Below are 16,694 nucleotides of genomic sequence, written 5' to 3'. Positions count from 1 at the left end.
GTACATTATACAAGGCAAAAAAGAAAAAAACCAGCATAAAAGCTGGTTAAAAGTCGAAATAATTTCTTTTTAATAGTCTTGGTCTTCCCATTAACTCTTCATATGTTAGTTGTTTTGGCAAATCTTTCGTATAAATTAAAAACAACTGATCTTCAATTTCTTTTACAGTATGGTCTGCTTGATAGTCCATTCCACATGAGGAACAAGAAATACATGGTGTCTTTTGGATTTCAATGGCTTTCGTACCATCTGGTAGTTCCCAATACACAGTATTCAAGCTTTCTTTCGCTTCTGTACTGTCACACCACATACAATTCATACTGCATCACCCTCAGTTTTTTTGTCGTTTTCTTCTAATTTAGCCATTTGCGATTGATATTTTTTATCTTTTAATTGGTCTCGCTTATCACGTTTATCTTTTAAAGATGCATGCGTATCATTATCTTCATAGTCTTTACGACGGTTCATACGCTGTAAATCATCTGGAACAAGGTTAAATTTCTTATCGCTCATAAGACCTGCAATACCAACATCTGAACGTTTTTCTTCATAGTTCGGATAAATTTCTTTAAAGTAACCTTCAGCTCTTCCTGGAATGTAGCTCTCTGGTTCTGGATACGTCGTAATAACCCCTTCAAAGTTACGAAGTACAACTTTATCCGCACTTTGTGAAATTAAATAGTTTGGCTGAAGCGCAATTTTTCCGCCTCCGCCCGGTGCATCCACAACGAATGTCGGTACTGCATAGCCAGAAGTATGTCCACGTAATCCTTCAATAATTTCAAGACCTTTAGAAACTGGTGCACGGAAATGTCCAATACCTTCAGATAAGTCACATTGGTAAATATAATATGGACGTACACGGATTTTTACTAAGTCATGCATTAGCTTTTTCATAATTGGAACGCTATCGTTAATACCTGCTAAAATTACCGCTTGGTTTCCAATTGGAACACCCGCGTTCGCTAGCATTTCACATGCTTTTTTCGATTCCTCTGTAATTTCAATAGAAGTGTTGAAATGTGTATTTAACCATACTGGATGGTACTTTTTAATAATGTTACATAAGTTTTCTGTAATACGTTGCGGGAATACTACTGGTGCTCTCGTTCCGATACGAATAATTTCAACATGCGGAATCTCTCGTAAATTTTTTAATACGTATTCTAAAATTTTATCATTAATTAGAAGACCGTCACCACCAGAGATTAAAACGTCACGTACTTGTGGTGTTTCACTAATATAAGCAATCGCATCGTCTAATTGTTTCTTCGGTACACCCATTCCAATTTGTCCACTAAAACGACGGCGTGTACAGTAACGACAATACATAGAACATTGATTCGTTACTAAGAATAATACGCGGTCAGGATAACGATGTGTTAGCCCTGGAACTGGTGAATCTTCATCTTCATGAAGTGGATCTTCTAAATCATATTTCGTTTTATATAACTCTTCCGAGATCGGTACAGATTGCATCCGAATCGGACAGCGTGGGTCATCAGGATTCATTAGCCAAGCATAATACGGTGTAATATTTAACGGGATCGTTTTCGTTGAAATTTTAACGCCCTCTTCTTCTTCAGGTGTTAAGTTAATCACTTTCCTTAAGTCATCTAACGTTTTGATCGTATTCGTTAATTGCCAAACCCAATCATTCCATTGCTCTTCAGTAACATCTTTCCATAATTCGATATCCTTCCAGTAACGATTTGGTTTGTATACATCATGTAACATTGCTATTCCCCCTTTTTATACGCTCATCCTTTATATAAGCAATTGTTATGCCAACTTCATATTCTTGATAAGTAAATGTGCGAAATACCCTATTATATAGGAGAAAAAATATTTTCAAGTGCAGTAATAACAGAATATTAACTATCATATTCATTACCTTTTATATATGTAAACGTTCTTTTATTGGTGCAAACACACAAAAACCGCCGATTATTCGGCGGTTTTGTCGTACTTGCTCAGTTTATATTGAAGCGTTTGACGCGGAATACCTAACATTTTTGCTGCTTGCAAAATATTTCCTTCCGTTTCAATCAACGCTTGGTCTATTAATTCCTTTTCTGTTTGATGAAGAGCTTCCCGAAGCGGTAATATACTTTTCTTCTTTGGAAGTTTCTCTTTCTTAAATATACGAGGTAAACAATTTGCGGTTAATGCATTTCCTTCCGCAATAATGACAGCATGTTCAATTGTATGTTTTAACTCACGAACATTTCCAGGCCATTGATAAGCTTGTAGTCTTTCTTTCGCTTCCTTATCAATTTGAAGTACACCTTTTTTATAGCTTTTATTATATTCTTTCAAGAAATAAGAAGCTAATAGTAATACATCCTCAGTTCTTTCACGTAGTGGCGGGATATATAATGAAAACACATTTAATCTATAATATAAATCAGTGCGAATTTTATTTTCTCGTAAACATACTTCTGGCGGCTGATTCATCGCGGTAATCACGCGAACATCTACTTTCCTCGTCTTATTATCACCAATTCGTCTAATGACTCCATCCTCTAATACACGTAGCATTTTCGCTTGTAAATCGAGCGGCATTGAATTCAGTTCATCTAAAAATAATGTTCCTCCATCTACAAGTTCAAATAAGCCTGCCCGTTCAATCGCCCCTGTATAGCTACCTTTTGTCGTTCCAAACAGTAAGCTTTCTAATAGTGATTCTGGTAAAGCTGCACAGTTTTGTGCAATAAATGGCTTGTTTTTTCTTTTAGAAGCTTCATGAATTGCTTGCACGAACAGTTCTTTTCCTGTTCCCGTTTCACCATATATTAAAACGTTTGCATCTGTTGGCGCTACTTTTTGCGCTAACTCTTTCGTCTGTTTAAAGCGAGAATCATTTGTCACTATCGTCTCAAATGCAGCATGCTTTTTAATCACTTTTTTTCTAGACGATCGCTTTATTTTCGACTGTAAATCGACAATGGTATCAGTTAGCTTTTGAATTGTAGAGTAGTCTTTCGCAATTTCAACAGCACCAGCAATATTCCCATCTATAAAAATAGGTAACGTCGTATTTACGGTACAAACATCTTCTCCATTTAAATTTTGATAATGTTGCACTTGATGTACAATTGGTTTTTTTGTATCTAAAACTTTCATCAATGTACTCGTTTCCCTAGTTAAAGATGGGAACGCCTCTAACAAATGCTTTCCTAACACTTTTTCAATTTTGGATCCATCGTGTTTCGCAGCAACTGTATTATAAAAAATTGTAATACCATTTTCATCTACTGCGTGTATAGCCTCATCAATACTGCCCAAAATCGCTTCAATGACTTCTTGTGTCGAAACTGCTAGCAATGTCATCCCCCCTTTTGCCGAAAATTCAGCAAATACTATGCCGAATTTCCGGCATACCTATGTGCGATTATAAGCATGACGATTCCGTTCTAATATTTTGATGAAATTTATTTTTGATTAGATAAAGTAAAACTTTAATTAGTCGGGCTTTTACGAGCAGCCCGATTCCCACCTAACTTTTTTACTTTACAGCCGAATTTTGAGGCGGGAGCCTTCATGCTTTCGAATAGCTAGATAAATCTTTTACCCATATATTCATATCTTCCAACTTATCGAAAATGTAGCAATTGTTCGCCAGTCTTCCTGTATATGTATAGCCTAACTGATGAAAGGCAGCATTCATACCGAAAGATAGCGATCGAGCAATTGTATAGGAACAGAAAATAGATTTTTCTTGAAGCTCTTCTTCTAACTTAATGAGCAAACTTTTCATAAACCCATGTTTACGATATTCAGGTAAAGTAGCACAATTCGTTAATTCTGCATTGCCTTCCTTTACGTTCATTTCTGCAGATGCTGTACTAATGATTTTCCCCTCAAATTCATATACGTAGTAAATTGTATCGTCTTCTTTCATCGTCTGTAATACATAACTCGCTTCATTTAAAGGTGTCGGATACACTTCAAATACTTTTCCAAAGACAGTTGCTAATTCTTCTGCATCTTCTTCAGTCGCTTTTCTTAACAGAAATTTCTCCGGGACTACTTTTTCTTTTACTTCTTTTGCTTTTACACCACTTAAAATAGTATCTTCCTCAGACCAATGAATACTATTTCGTCTTTCATCATTATTATATTTCACAAAGAAGTATGCATCGTGTCCTTGAAAATAATGAGGTATCGTCGCTTCCAATAAGAAACCGAAAGAGAGCCATGTTGAAACATGCTCTCCCTTTCCTTTAATAATACATTTAGTGAAAGAATGTTTCTCTGCTAGTCCGTCAATTGTCTGTATAATACTTTCAACATTTCCTGTATAGTGATCTATTCGAATACGTTTATTAAAATAATCTAAAACGCCTTCTACTGTATGGCAATTTGTCTGCTCTCTAAAAGATTCATAGTATTTCATTTTTTCACCTCACACCAATCTAGTAATGTACATGCAATAATTTTTGCGGCAGCTATCATTTTATCAATTTCTATATATTCGTTTGGATAGTGTGCTACTTTCGTCTCTCCCGGACCAAATACTATCGTTGGTACACCTGAGATTTGTGTAAATAAACCTCCATCAGTCCCCCACGGAGATGCTTCAATCATTGGTTCCTTCCCTTCAATTTCAACAAAGTTATGCTGAAGTGTTGTAATTAACTCATGGTTTTCTTCTAGTTCACCAGGAACCCATCTCGCTCCAAACCATTCTACTTCTACTGGATTTTCAACAAACCAATTGTCCACATCATGTAATTCAGCGATCCAACTCTCAAACTCTTCTTTTGCTGCCTCTATAGTCTCATTCGGCGCAATACCATATCTTCCTTCTAAAATTAACGAATCAGGAACAGAACTTGGCCAGCTACCACCTTCAATTTTCCCAATATTAATTGGAATTGGAATCGGAATTCCTTTAAATAACGGATCAGTAATTCGACCATTTCTCTTCTCTTCTAATTTTCTCAAATGATCTATAACAAACATGCTTTTTTCAATTGCACTTACTCCTTCATAACGTGTACCACCGTGTGCAGCTTTCCCTTTTACATGTAGACGGAACCACATTGACCCTTGTTGCTTCGGGAAAAACTTCATATTTGTCGGTTCTGGAATAATGACACCATCTGCCTTATATCCTCGTAATATAGTCGCTAATGTCCCTGCCCCGCCACTTTCTTCTTCTATGACACTTTGAAAATAAATATCTCCTTTTAATTCAACACCAGATTCAATAATCGCTTCCATCGCAAGCATAAGTGCGACATTGCCGCCTTTCATATCCGTCGTTCCGCGGCCATATATACGATTCCCTATTTTCTCACCACTATATGGGTGATGGTCCCATTGATTCACATCGCCTTCTGGTACTACATCAATATGCCCATTTAATATCATAGATTTTCCATCGCCGCTTCCTTTTAAAGTTGCCACAATGTTCGGGCTGTCTGAAAAACTTGTACGTGGTGATACAAAATAAGGATGATCTTTCATTTTAGAAAAAGATGGTTCCCAAATATCAAGATCTAAACCTAGCTCACGTAATTTTTCAATCACAATTGCCTGCGCACCACTTTCATCACCAGATACGCTTTTTTCTTGAATTAACCGTGTTAAAAATTTCACACTTTCCTCTTCATGACTCTCAATATAATCACAAACTTGCTTTTTTAATTGCTTCATATATTATATCTCCCCTCATTCAATAACTAGTAAGTTAGAGCCAATTTGAAACTCAGCTTCCGTATGTCGCTTTATATCTTCTACTGTATACGGGCTCATTAATTCTTGTAAAATGAGTCCACTCGAAGTCACTTCCATAACCGCCATATCTGTAATAATTAAATCTACACATTTCTTTGACGTTAATGGCAATGTACACTCTGAAACAATTTTTGCATTTCCGTATTTATCAACATGATTCATCACAACAACGACACGCTTCGCTTTTTGTGCTAAATCCATCGCTCCCCCAATACCGGGCACACGTTTCCCTGGTACAATCCAGTTTGCTAAATCTCCATTCTCACTCACTTGTAATGACCCAAGAATCGTTATATCTAGTAAACCTTTTCGAATCATCCCAAACGCAGTGCAGCTATCAAAATAACTCGCTCCTGTAATAAGAGAAGTCGGTAAACCTGCTGCATTACATAAATTCTCGTCTTCATTCCCTTTACTTGGCGTTGGCCCCATACCGACGATTCCATTTTCTGCATGAAACATTACATTTATATCGTCAGGCAAATGATTCGGTATAAGCGATGGAATGCCAATACCTAAATTTACAATCATGCCATTTTGTATTTCTTTCGCCGCACGCCTAGCAATCTTATCTCTCACTTCTACGCCCATACCCATTTCCAATTCACTCCTTCCGACGGTACGATATAATTTACGAAAACACCTGGAACGACAATTTCCTCAGGATCTAAACTTCCAAGTGGAACAATTTCTTCTGCTTCTACAATCGTTATGTCCCCAGCCATAGCAACATGAGGATTCATATTCCGCGCACTTTTGTCGAATACAAGATTACCAAACGGATCAGCTTTTTTCGCATAAACAATCGCAACTTCAGCAGTTAATGCAGTTTCAACTAAGTATGTCTTGCCATTCATTTCGACTGTTCGTTTTCCATCTTCAACAATCGTATCAACACCAACATCAACTAAAACACCACCAAGCCCTACGCCTCCAGCGCGAATACGCTCTGCTAATGTTCCTTGCGGGGAAAACTCAATTTGTAATCGTCCTTCATTTAACTGTCTTCCTGCATTTGGATTTGAGCCAATATGGGAAGTAACTAAAGACTTAACCCGTTCATTTGTAACAAGACGACCGATTCCTACATCAGGAAAGCCAGTGTCATTTCCTATTAAATTTAAATTTGTAACTCCCTTTTCTAAAATAGCCTGTATTAAAGTTGGAGGGGATCCAATTCCCCCAAATCCCCCAAACATTAATGTCATATCATCATGGAACAAAGAAATTACTTCCTCTATCCCTTTTAATTTATTGAATGTATTTGTAATTGTTGTCATACGATACTATGCCCTCCTTTTTGCATCATCTCTTCTACACTTTTTGCAAAAATTGAAAGTAATTCATCTAACTCGGAATATGTAGTTGTCATTGGCGGTGCCACAAGCAGTGCGCTATCTTCTTTTCCTGCTTGCCCTGAAACAGCTTGGTATAAAAGGAGACCATTTTTAGCTGCAACCGAAATAAGCTCCGAAGCTTTTGTAAACGGTTGCAATTCTATTCCGATCAGCAACCCTTTTCCACGCACATCCGCAATAATTGTCGATTGTTGCTGAACTTTCTGTAGTCCCTTAATTAAATATTCTCCCTTTTCCGCTGTTTTTTCAGGTAGATTATGTTTCTCCATGTATTCAATAACAGCTAGAGCCGTTGCTGCAGATAATGGATTTGCACTTAGCGTATGACCACTCATAACAGAACGTGACCCACGTAAAATTGGCTCCATAACTCGGTCACTAACAATCGTCGCAGCCATTGGTGTATATCCCGCTCCTAATCCCTTACCAAGCGTCATAATATCCGGTTCTACACCCCAATGCTCCATCGCAAACCATGCACCAGTACGACCAAGCCCAGTCATTACTTCATCCGCAATGAATAAAATATCGTAATGACTACAAATATCTTTAATCACTTTATAATATTCTTTCGGCGGTACAACCGCACCGCCAGCTGCTCCGATAATCGGTTCAGCAATAAAAGCTGCAATATGCTCCGCACCAATTCTTTCAATTGATCTTTCTAGTTCAGTTGCACAAGCAAGCTGACAAGTTGGATATACCTTTTGTACAGGGCACCTGAAACAATATGGGGCTGGAATAGTTGGATAATCTTCCAAAATAGATACGAAACGTTGTCTGCGCAGCGGATGCCCAGACATTGACAAGGCTCCCATCGTAATACCGTGATAGCTCATCCAGCGTGATAAAATTTTATGTTTCCCTTGAATACCGCGCTCCTGAAAATGCTGAATTGCAATTTTCATAGCTGTTTCATTTGCTTCCGTACCACTATTTACGAAAAAGCTCCAGTTCAAATCTCCTACACTTAAATCACTTAACTTCTTTGCTAGTTTTTCAGCTGGTTCACTCGTAAACTGTGATCTATATACGAAAGCAATCTCCTCTGCTTGCTTTTTAATAACATCTGCAATCTCCTTTACGCCATGTCCAATACCTGCCGTAATTGCTCCTGACGAACCATCAAAATATTTATTTCCGTTCTGGTCATACAAATATACACCTTTTCCATGTGAAATCATTGGATACGGCTGACCAACAAGTGGTTTAATTAAGTAATCGCGCATAGCGCTCCCCCATTTCTTCAATTTGTATATGTATATGAAGAAAATTGACGTTTCTTTCATAAAAAAGAATCCTCTGCACAAGCAGTGAATTTATCAAAATACTATTATAAAATATACAAATGAGTGCTAATAAATGTTTCGAAAACAGAAAATTCAGAACTTAAAACGAAGACCAATCCTTATCTATACGCTCAAATAACCCTCCCTTATATAAAAGTAACGTATTACTAAATGTTTTCCTAACATAATGCCAGCTTCCCTCAAATGCCGACATTGTGTAAACTTCGACGGAACTCCCTTTAAACTCCTTCCTATTATCCTACTTTAAATTGCATATTTCCAAAAAAATTTCGACAATTATCTCGCCGCAATGATAACAATCTTTTTATAGAAACTAATTTTCCACATTTAATATTTTCAGTTTATACATAAAAAAAGAACCGATTAACCACATTAATCAGTTCGGCACGACGCTCTTTTATCAATATTACTGGGACTCGCTAAAATAAATCAAAAAACCATACGTTTTACGAATTCAACAGTCATATAACGATTTTTCACACAAATTCCTTCATAACTTCATTCACAATCATAATCGGGATATCCCCATCCCAAGGTGCCACTCCTTCCACCGAAGTTAAACTACCTTTCCTTTATAAATTATGTAGGACAATTATCCCTTTGTATGTGTGTTTGCCTATAAATTAAAAAATCCCTTTACTAAAAATTTTTTATACATGTATTCGATACGTTGATTGAAATGCCCTTATAATTTAGTCTTTTTATATTTTTATTACTCCTAGTAAATATAAGCTTCTATTCAACTTAACTAACTCCATATACATCTCTTTTAGCACCACTTTACTAGCCAATAATACTCAGACATACTTCTCCCAAAATATGTTTTTAATCTTTTACTTTTCCCATTCAGAAATACAAGTTTTTCGCATAACCTCTTTCTCACTTCGCATATAGTTTTAATGATGACAAAGGAGGAATGTGCATGTCTCAATCTGAAATCGAAAAATATGGACAAGAAGCTGTACGTTACGATCAGCTCGCCCGTTACTATCAATATAGCAATCCCAAAAAATATGTAGAACTATATATGAAGTATTACGATGCACTTACAAAACTTGTACAGGCATATGAAAAAAGAGATTCACAAGAAGCTGCTTTACCGTCACATATAAGAATTTTTCATTCTGCACCAAACACACCTGCGGTTGACATTTTAGTAAATGGACAAAAGGTAATCAAAAACATTTCATTTAAGCAATTTAGCCCCTATTTATCATTAGTGCAAGGTAAATATCGCATTGATATCGTCCCTGTCGGGAACGAAACTCCAATTTTTTCAGCTTTAGTACCGATAATGGGAAATCATACGTATACACTTGCCGCAATAAATAGTGATAATCACCTACAATTACAACCTATACTTGATAATACACATATACCATCTGGGCAAGCCAAAATTCGATTTATGCATTTTTCTCCAGATACCCCTGTTGTTAACGTAGATTTAAAAGGTGGAGATCATTTATTTGAAAATGTGCTCTTTAAACAAATAACAGATTTTTTACAAGTTAGCCCTGGTACAGCAGATATTGAAGTTTCACTCGCAGATAATAAAAAAATCCTGTTAACTTTACCTAAATTCGATGTTGAACCGAATATAATTTATACCATTTCAATAGTAGGTTATTCAACTAAAGACCCTAAATTAGAAGCCGTTATACTTACAAATTAAAACAGTCTACACCATTTATTTGGTGTAGACTGTTTACTTTTGAAATGCAATTTGAAATTCTGTCCAATCGCTATCTGAACGACACATAATGGACCCGTTATGTTTTTCTACAATTTGTTTACATACAAATAACCCAATACCAGTTCCTAATTTTTTAGTAGTTACAAATGGTTCAAAAATCGTTTCTACATTTTCAGCTGGAATCATCGGTCCATTATTTTTTATCACAATTCGAATAGCTTGCTCTTCTTCAAAAACATCAATGATAATTTTCCGCTCTTCTTTCATTGCTTCCATAGCGTCAATTGAGTTCATTAAAATATTTAAAAATACTTGCCTCACTTCACTCCGATAACCAACAAGTGGTATTGGATACGGCAAATTCTTTTCAATCGAAACATTTGCATTAACCAAACTCGGATATAAGAACTGTATAATATCTTGGAACAAGTCATTAAGCCAAAAACGTTCCGATTCATTCCACATTTCTTTTTTCGAAACGAGTAAAAATTGCGAGATTCGAAAATTTAATTGATCTAATTCATGCGAAATGATATCTAAATACGATAAACTCGGATGGTCTGCCTTTAATAATTTGACAAATCCCATAATTGAAGTAAGCGGATTACGAAATTCATGTACAAAACTAGCTGACATTTGGCCTAAAATCGTCAGCCTTTCTTTATGTGTTTCATTAATATATTGCTGTTTTTCCTCTAAATTCCTCGATATAATTTCCGAGTATTTTAAAACGGTATAATAAATTAATTTGTCAAAACAAGTATGTATTTTGGCCATAATTGGTTTCAATTCACGAGCGCTAACATCTAATTCACACATCGCTTCAAAAAGTTCATTTCTTCCCACATTTGCATTATAAACAAAGTCTCCAATATTCGCATCTGCTCCTGCTCGTTCAATTGCGATTTTCTCGCATAATGGTTGAAGATAATTTATATCTTTATCTTCCATAGTAAGTTCGATTATTAACTCTAATAAATCCTCTCCATTTTGAACTACTTCTAGTTTAAATGGATCTTTTTCGGAAATTATCATTTTGTTTTTCCAGTTCTCTACGAATTGGTGCCTATTGTTTTTCAAGTGTGAACAAAATACTTCTTTAATATCCTTATCGATTGGAAAAACCTCCATTCACTCCATTTCCATACGACGAATACCCTTTATATTTTGAATATTAACACAAAAAATATGTTTCGTTAATAGATTATTGTCACATTTTGTTAATTTCTGTTGATAAAATTATTTTTTTCTTTCTAATTTAATTATTTATATTCAAATCTCTCTTTTTCCTTCTCATTTTTTTAATTATTTCCGTATTCAAAACGACTTTTTTTGCATCATTTTTAATTCTTGCGTACAATAGGAAGTGAAAGGTGTGAAAAATATGGTAAATAAAAATGTGGAAGACTATCTCCAAGAAGGCATTTATGGCCAAAAGCAAAACAAACCAGAAGAACGTAATATGTATTTAACTACATTACGTGAGCGCGTAGAAATCGCTTTAACTATCGGTCAAGTAATGCAAAGTAATGTATATACTGAAGTAGCAAGTAGCATACGCTCTTCTCAATCATTACAAATCCTCCTAAACGGTGGCATTGCTTACCCACATTTATCAAAATACATTAAATTAGCAAACGAAAAAAATATTCCTTTTACAATTGTTCAAAATAAAGATACAGCAACACCAATCGGTTTAGTATTATCTCATAGCACAGCTGTAGATAAAGAACAAATTTATGTAGAAGATGCTATTTTCAAACAAGAAATGAAGTAAAATAAAAGGTACACTTAATTAAACAAGTGTACCTTTTGCTTTATTTTTTAATACACACTAATTTCATTTCTGTCATTTCTTCAATGGCATATTTAATTCCTTCACGACCCGTGCCACTTTCTTTCACACCACCGTAAGGCATATGATCTACTCTAAACGTTGGAATATCATTAATCATAACCCCACCAACCTCTAACTCATCAATTGCACGCATCGCTTTAAATAAGTTATTTGTAAATACGCCTGCTTGTAAACCGTAACGTGAATGATTTACTTTCTCTATCGCCTCATCAAATTCTTTAAATGTATTTACTGTCATAACTGGACCAAATACTTCTTGGCACTGTACAGATACATGCTCTGGAACATTTGTTAATACAGTTGGTTCGAAAATTCTTTCATCACGCTTCTTACCACCGTATAAAACAGTTGCTCCTTCCTTAATTGCTTCTTGCACCCACATTTCAATTCGCTTTACATCTTTTTTCGAAATTAAAGCTGATACATCCGTTTCCTCATTCATTGGATCACCAACAACAACAGTTTCCATCGCTTTCTTTAGCTTCGAAAGAAATTCATCCATTCTCTTTTCGTGTACAAACACACGTTGTACCGAAATACAAACTTGTCCATTATTAACAAATGCGCCCCATTTCACGCGTTCCATTATCTCATCAGTTAACTCTACATCTTCATCAATAATAACGGCAGCATTGGATCCTAATTCCAACGTAACTCGTTTTAATCCAGCCTTTTCCTTTATTCCGATTCCGACTTTCGGACTTCCGGTAAAAGTAATGGACGCAACATCATCATTTTTAACAATTGCCTCGCCAACAGTTGCACCAGGACCAGAAATGATATTCAAAGCTCCCTTTGGCAACCCTGCTTCTTCAAACAATTCAACTAATGCGTAAGAAGATAATGGCGTTTGATCAGCTGGTTTTAACACAACTGTGTTTCCGGCAGCAATTGCAGGGCCCACTTTATGCGCTACTAAATTTAACGGAAAGTTAAATGGCGTAATAGCTCCTATAACCCCAATTGGTTTGCGAATCGTATAGGCAATCCGCCCATCTGCACCAGGTGCTGCGTCAAGTGGCAATGTTTCACCATATATACGCTTCGCTTCTTCTGCTGCAAATTTATATGTTAGAACAGTACGATCTACTTCTCCCCTTGCAGCACGTATTGGTTTTGCAGCCTCTTTTGCAATAATTTCTGCAAACTCTTCTCTTCTTTCATCCATTATTTGCGCAACCTTCTCTAAAATAGTTGCCCGATCGTATGCTGTTAATGTATTCATTTTTTTCATTGCATTTTTTGCAGAAGTAACAGCCTCTTGAACATCTTCTTCCGTTCCTTGTGCAATTTCCGCTAACGTTTCTTCAGAGTATGGTGCATATAATGGTTTATACGTGTTTACTGACTTCCAATCTCCATTTATATATAAATGCTTTTTCATCTTTCTTCCCCTTCCAAAAATATGTATAAAATAATACTTCACCTAGTGAAAGGTCTGACTTATGTAATTGTATCATAGCCCGTATTCCTCCAAAAACATTATGCTCAAAAAAACTCTGCTATATAGCAGAGTTTACGAGCTAATTTGCTCTTGTAAAGAAATTTGTTTTTCATCTTCTAAAACGACAATCGATTCTACTGTTTTTGTAACTTCTAACCTTTTAATATAGCGCCCGTCTAATTCTTTCACACAAAACTTATAATTTTCAATTTCAATGGAATCCTCTTCAGCAATCTCTATATTCTTCGTTAATATCCAACCACCAATTGTATCAACACCATCATCATCAATCGCTAGACCAAATAACGTATTCACTTCACTAACGAGTACTTTTCCCTCTAGTATCGTCTTTGTTTCACTAACTTGTTGAATTTCTGGCTGTTCATCCGTATCAAACTCATCCTGAATATCTCCTACAATTTCCTCTAAAATATCTTCAACAGTAACAAGTCCAGATGTACCACCATATTCATCTATCAATATAGCAATATGTGTTCTTTCTTTTTGCATTTTTAAAAACAAATCATGAATTGGAATAGAATCAATAACTAAAATAATTGGTCTAACATATTGCTCTACTGTCTTTTTATTAACAGCTTTATGCTGTACAAACTCAGTAAAAATATCTTTAAAATTTACAAAACCTATTACGTGGTCTTTGTCGCCATCAACAACTGGATACCTTGTATATTTTTCACGAGACATTTTTTGCAAAGCTTCTTCAGCGGGCATTTCTTTACTTATAATATTCATTTCAGTTCGAGGTACCATTATTTCTTTTGCAATCCGATCATCAAATTCAAAAATTTTATTTACATATTTATATTCAGATTGATTAATTTCACCATTTTTGTAACTTTCTGAAACTAATAACCGTAATTCTTCTTCCGAATGAACCTCATCATGCCCTTTCGGCGGTTTCAGCCCTAGCAGCTTCGTAATGATTCGAGCTGAACCATTTAATAGCCAAATGAATGGGAATGCAATACGATAAAAGAAAATTAACGGCTTAGAAACAAGCAAACTCACTTGTTCAGATTTTTGAATTGCAACTGTTTTTGGGGCCAATTCCCCTATTACAACATGTAAAAAAGTAATTAACAAAAATACTAAAATTACAGCAAAAATATCTGCGAGCTGAGTAGATATGTTCCAATTTGCAAAAAGCGTGTCAAATATTTGCTTTAGCGCAGGTTTACCAAACCACCCAATTCCAAGAGCTGTAACTGTTATTCCTAACTGGCAAGCCGATAAATATTCGTCTAAGTTTGTAATGACTGTTTTGACAGAAGTTGCACGATTATTTCCCTCTGCAATTAAATTGTCAATTCGTGAACTCCTCACTTTAACAATTGCAAATTCTGCTGCAACGAAAAATGCCGTTAAGGCAATTAAAACAATCACTATACTTATACTATATATGTCCAAATACTTTTCCTTACTTACATTGTAAGCAAGGAAGCCACCTCCTACTTAATTTTATTCAAGTGAAGTAAGCATTCTAATACTCTAACAAAATTCTACATTAGCAACCACCTTTTTATATATTATATGCATACATAAAAAAGATATTTATCATTATGATAATCTAATTCATTTCCCCTCGTCAAATCAAATTATTCTAAATCTTAAGATGAATCATTTTTATATAAACGATATATTCTTCACAACTTAATTTCGTGAAAAAACACTTTCTTTGCCGATTCCACACTTCTTTTGTCATACCGGAAGGGAACTTACTTCATAGATCGAAATCATTCAACAGGATATATATAGGAGGGATTATTTTGGAATATAAAACACCATTTATCGCAAAAAAGTTAGGTGTTAGCCCCAAGGCTGTTGTCCGGATTGCACAACAATTAAATCTTACGATAGAAAAAAATAAATATGGTCACTTTATTTTCAAACAAGATGATGTAGATCAAATGTTAGAATACCATCGTTCTCAAATTGAGCATTCGCAAAACTCTCAACCTACTCAAAAAACATCATCAAATGATGTTGAAGAATTAAAAACTCAAGTAAACACAATTTTTCAAAACACATCATCAAATGACTTTGAACAATTAGCTACTCAATTACACACAATTACAAGAAGGCTAGATCGAATGGAGGAGCAAATGCAAGATAAGGCAAATGATGTCGTTACGTACCAACTTTTGCAACACCGTCGTGAAATGGAGGAAATGTTAGAACGAATCCAAAAGCTAGAAGCTTCCCTCAAAAAAGAAGAGCCCATATATATTACTCCTGATTCAAAACCAACATATGAAAGAGAAAAGAAACCGAAGCGCCGCAAAATGATTTTTAGTATATTTGGATTATGATTTTTAGACCCTTATTAAAACAATAAGGGTCATTTTTTCATGAAGGATACTGCCATATTAATATATCATTCTCTATATTATATATATTCACTTCTAATTATTTTGTTAACATAATATTCTTACTGTATTCCGCGATTAATGCCTGTGCATGAGCATTCCCTTGAATCACATCGCGAAATTCTTTTAAAGAATACAAATGCGTAACTCCTTTTCGAGCATGAATTCGCACTGGTACACCTTGTAAAGTATCATGAAACTGAAATGGATTGTCTATCGGCTCTATAGGAAAACCGAGTGTTAGTAGATACATATACATTCTTTTTGTAACTGCTGCAATATACCATTCCGCTTTCGTTTCTAACGCATGCACAAATAAAATAGCTGTTAGCCTTTTGAAATGCCCTCTCCCACGAGACGTTTTCGCAATACTTAGCTTGCCTATTTCATACACATTTTTCAAATCTTTCACTAAATCATTTTTAGAAAACGGATAGAAAAACTCAGAATTTGATTGTTCGGGTACCGTATACTTAATACACTCTACTGTACCTATATGATGCTCATCTTCTATTAATAAAAATCGTGTTGGATTTAAATTACGTTCTACGAACATTAAGTTTCTTTCTTCACAAAAATCTCCCCATAGTTGCTCGAACCAAAAATGTTCTTCCTTTGTTTGAACACGCTGGAACATATTTCCCCGCCTTTCCCATCGTCGCTCTGTTTTGATAACGCTTTCACTATCTATCATATAAGAACAAATCTTCGTATGCAACTAAAAATATTTATGACTTATTATATTCTGCAAAATGAATTAAATTCCAACTTCGTCGTCTTTTACCTCACATGTACAGTTATTCTAATAACTTATGTGTATCACTTTTCAAATTACATCCTACTTACTTCCATACAGCATATAATTCTTCTTAATCTAAAAGAAATCCTTTATGAAAAAG

At 35.3% G+C, this 16,694-nt stretch carries 15 protein-coding genes; 3 read left to right on the top strand and 12 right to left on the bottom strand.

Going from position 1 to position 16,694, the window contains the following annotated elements; translation table 11 throughout:
- Positions 1 to 46 precede the first annotated feature (46 nt).
- The 8 genes from JDS95_RS09325 to JDS95_RS09290 all read right to left on the bottom strand — a co-directional run bounded on the left by JDS95_RS09325 (position 47) and on the right by JDS95_RS09290 (position 8,332).
- The gene (locus JDS95_RS09325) at positions 47 to 319 is read right to left on the bottom strand and encodes a YokU family protein (RefSeq protein WP_000995765.1); all 273 of its coding nucleotides are present in this window, start codon (positions 317 to 319) and stop codon (positions 47 to 49) included.
- Positions 316 to 1,737: a lysine 2,3-aminomutase gene (gene kamA / locus JDS95_RS09320; RefSeq protein WP_199690426.1), complete on the bottom strand. Its 1,422-nt coding sequence runs from the start codon at positions 1,735 to 1,737 to the stop codon at positions 316 to 318. The genes JDS95_RS09325 and kamA overlap by 4 nt, the downstream gene beginning before the upstream one ends.
- A 210-nt stretch (positions 1,738 to 1,947) precedes the next feature.
- Positions 1,948 to 3,333, bottom strand: coding sequence for an arginine utilization transcriptional regulator RocR (gene rocR, locus JDS95_RS09315; RefSeq protein ID WP_002038616.1), 1,386 nt, complete (start codon positions 3,331 to 3,333; stop codon positions 1,948 to 1,950).
- Positions 3,334 to 3,541: 208 nt separating this feature from the next.
- Positions 3,542 to 4,399 (bottom strand): putative beta-lysine N-acetyltransferase, encoded by an 858-nt coding sequence (ablB, locus tag JDS95_RS09310; protein ID WP_000878583.1) that lies wholly within the window; start codon positions 4,397 to 4,399, stop codon positions 3,542 to 3,544.
- On the bottom strand, positions 4,396 to 5,664 hold the full coding sequence (locus JDS95_RS09305; RefSeq protein ID WP_000811521.1) for a peptidase: 1,269 nt from the start codon (positions 5,662 to 5,664) through the stop codon (positions 4,396 to 4,398). The genes ablB and JDS95_RS09305 overlap by 4 nt, the downstream gene beginning before the upstream one ends.
- Positions 5,665 to 5,679: 15 nt before the next feature.
- Positions 5,680 to 6,342: a CoA transferase subunit B gene (locus JDS95_RS09300; RefSeq protein ID WP_000525263.1), complete on the bottom strand. Its 663-nt coding sequence runs from the start codon at positions 6,340 to 6,342 to the stop codon at positions 5,680 to 5,682.
- Positions 6,327 to 7,025, bottom strand: coding sequence for an acetate CoA-transferase subunit alpha (gene atoD / locus JDS95_RS09295; protein ID WP_000208115.1), 699 nt, complete (start codon positions 7,023 to 7,025; stop codon positions 6,327 to 6,329). Before atoD ends, JDS95_RS09300 begins: the two co-directional genes overlap by 16 nt.
- Entirely contained in the window at positions 7,022 to 8,332 is a 1,311-nt protein-coding gene (locus JDS95_RS09290; RefSeq protein ID WP_001205888.1) for an aspartate aminotransferase family protein, read from the bottom strand. Before JDS95_RS09290 ends, atoD begins: the two co-directional genes overlap by 4 nt.
- A 1,003-nt stretch (positions 8,333 to 9,335) precedes the next feature.
- On the opposite strand from JDS95_RS09290, the gene JDS95_RS09285 reads away from it, so the two are divergent.
- The gene (locus tag JDS95_RS09285) at positions 9,336 to 10,085 is read left to right on the top strand and encodes a DUF4397 domain-containing protein (protein ID WP_000083271.1); all 750 of its coding nucleotides are present in this window, start codon (positions 9,336 to 9,338) and stop codon (positions 10,083 to 10,085) included.
- A 33-nt stretch (positions 10,086 to 10,118) separates the two neighbouring features.
- Here the strand turns inward: JDS95_RS09285 and JDS95_RS09280 are convergent, their stop codons facing one another.
- Entirely contained in the window at positions 10,119 to 11,237 is a 1,119-nt protein-coding gene (locus tag JDS95_RS09280) for a BA2291 family sporulation histidine kinase (RefSeq protein ID WP_000451750.1), read from the bottom strand.
- Between the two features lie 253 nt (positions 11,238 to 11,490).
- On the opposite strand from JDS95_RS09280, the gene JDS95_RS09275 reads away from it, so the two are divergent.
- Complete coding sequence (locus JDS95_RS09275) at positions 11,491 to 11,883, top strand: YueI family protein (RefSeq protein WP_000247575.1); 393 nt, start codon at positions 11,491 to 11,493, stop codon at positions 11,881 to 11,883.
- Positions 11,884 to 11,923: 40 nt separating this feature from the next.
- Here JDS95_RS09275 and JDS95_RS09270 read toward each other — a convergent pair whose 3' ends face one another.
- Positions 11,924 to 13,348 (bottom strand): aldehyde dehydrogenase family protein, encoded by a 1,425-nt coding sequence (locus JDS95_RS09270; RefSeq protein ID WP_000716471.1) that lies wholly within the window; start codon positions 13,346 to 13,348, stop codon positions 11,924 to 11,926.
- A gap of 132 nt (positions 13,349 to 13,480) precedes the next feature.
- On the bottom strand, positions 13,481 to 14,836 hold the full coding sequence (locus tag JDS95_RS09265; RefSeq protein ID WP_000356239.1) for a hemolysin family protein: 1,356 nt from the start codon (positions 14,834 to 14,836) through the stop codon (positions 13,481 to 13,483).
- Between the two features lie 359 nt (positions 14,837 to 15,195).
- Here JDS95_RS09265 and racA point away from each other — a divergent pair, with 359 nt between their 5' ends.
- Complete coding sequence (racA, locus tag JDS95_RS09260; protein WP_000456000.1) at positions 15,196 to 15,738, top strand: chromosome-anchoring protein RacA; 543 nt, start codon at positions 15,196 to 15,198, stop codon at positions 15,736 to 15,738.
- 97 nt (positions 15,739 to 15,835) lie between these two features.
- Here racA and JDS95_RS09255 read toward each other — a convergent pair whose 3' ends face one another.
- Positions 15,836 to 16,432, bottom strand: a complete 597-nt coding sequence (locus JDS95_RS09255) for a hypothetical protein (protein ID WP_000487809.1) — start codon at positions 16,430 to 16,432, stop codon at positions 15,836 to 15,838.
- Positions 16,433 to 16,694: the final 262 nt, after the last annotated feature.

Origin of the sequence: Bacillus cereus group sp. N24, assembly GCF_016483345.1 — a bacterium.
GTDB lineage: Bacteria > Bacillota > Bacilli > Bacillales > Bacillaceae_G > Bacillus_A > Bacillus_A toyonensis.
This window is presented reverse-complemented; position numbering and strand designations above follow the sequence as displayed.

Coding starts and splice junctions, on each gene's coding strand:
- JDS95_RS09325 (WP_000995765.1), bottom strand. CDS start 319: ATGAATTGTATGTGGTGTGACAGTACAGAAGCGAAAGAAAGCTTGAAT.
- kamA (WP_199690426.1), bottom strand. CDS start 1,737: ATGTTACATGATGTATACAAACCAAATCGTTACTGGAAGGATATCGAA.
- rocR (WP_002038616.1), bottom strand. CDS start 3,333: ATGACATTGCTAGCAGTTTCGACACAAGAAGTCATTGAAGCGATTTTG.
- ablB (WP_000878583.1), bottom strand. CDS start 4,399: ATGAAATACTATGAATCTTTTAGAGAGCAGACAAATTGCCATACAGTA.
- JDS95_RS09305 (WP_000811521.1), bottom strand. CDS start 5,664: ATGAAGCAATTAAAAAAGCAAGTTTGTGATTATATTGAGAGTCATGAA.
- JDS95_RS09300 (WP_000525263.1), bottom strand. CDS start 6,342: ATGGGTATGGGCGTAGAAGTGAGAGATAAGATTGCTAGGCGTGCGGCG.
- atoD (WP_000208115.1), bottom strand. CDS start 7,025: ATGACAACAATTACAAATACATTCAATAAATTAAAAGGGATAGAGGAA.
- JDS95_RS09290 (WP_001205888.1), bottom strand. CDS start 8,332: ATGCGCGATTACTTAATTAAACCACTTGTTGGTCAGCCGTATCCAATG.
- JDS95_RS09285 (WP_000083271.1), top strand. CDS start 9,336: ATGTCTCAATCTGAAATCGAAAAATATGGACAAGAAGCTGTACGTTAC.
- JDS95_RS09280 (WP_000451750.1), bottom strand. CDS start 11,237: ATGGAGGTTTTTCCAATCGATAAGGATATTAAAGAAGTATTTTGTTCA.
- JDS95_RS09275 (WP_000247575.1), top strand. CDS start 11,491: ATGGTAAATAAAAATGTGGAAGACTATCTCCAAGAAGGCATTTATGGC.
- JDS95_RS09270 (WP_000716471.1), bottom strand. CDS start 13,348: ATGAAAAAGCATTTATATATAAATGGAGATTGGAAGTCAGTAAACACG.
- JDS95_RS09255 (WP_000487809.1), bottom strand. CDS start 16,432: ATGTTCCAGCGTGTTCAAACAAAGGAAGAACATTTTTGGTTCGAGCAA.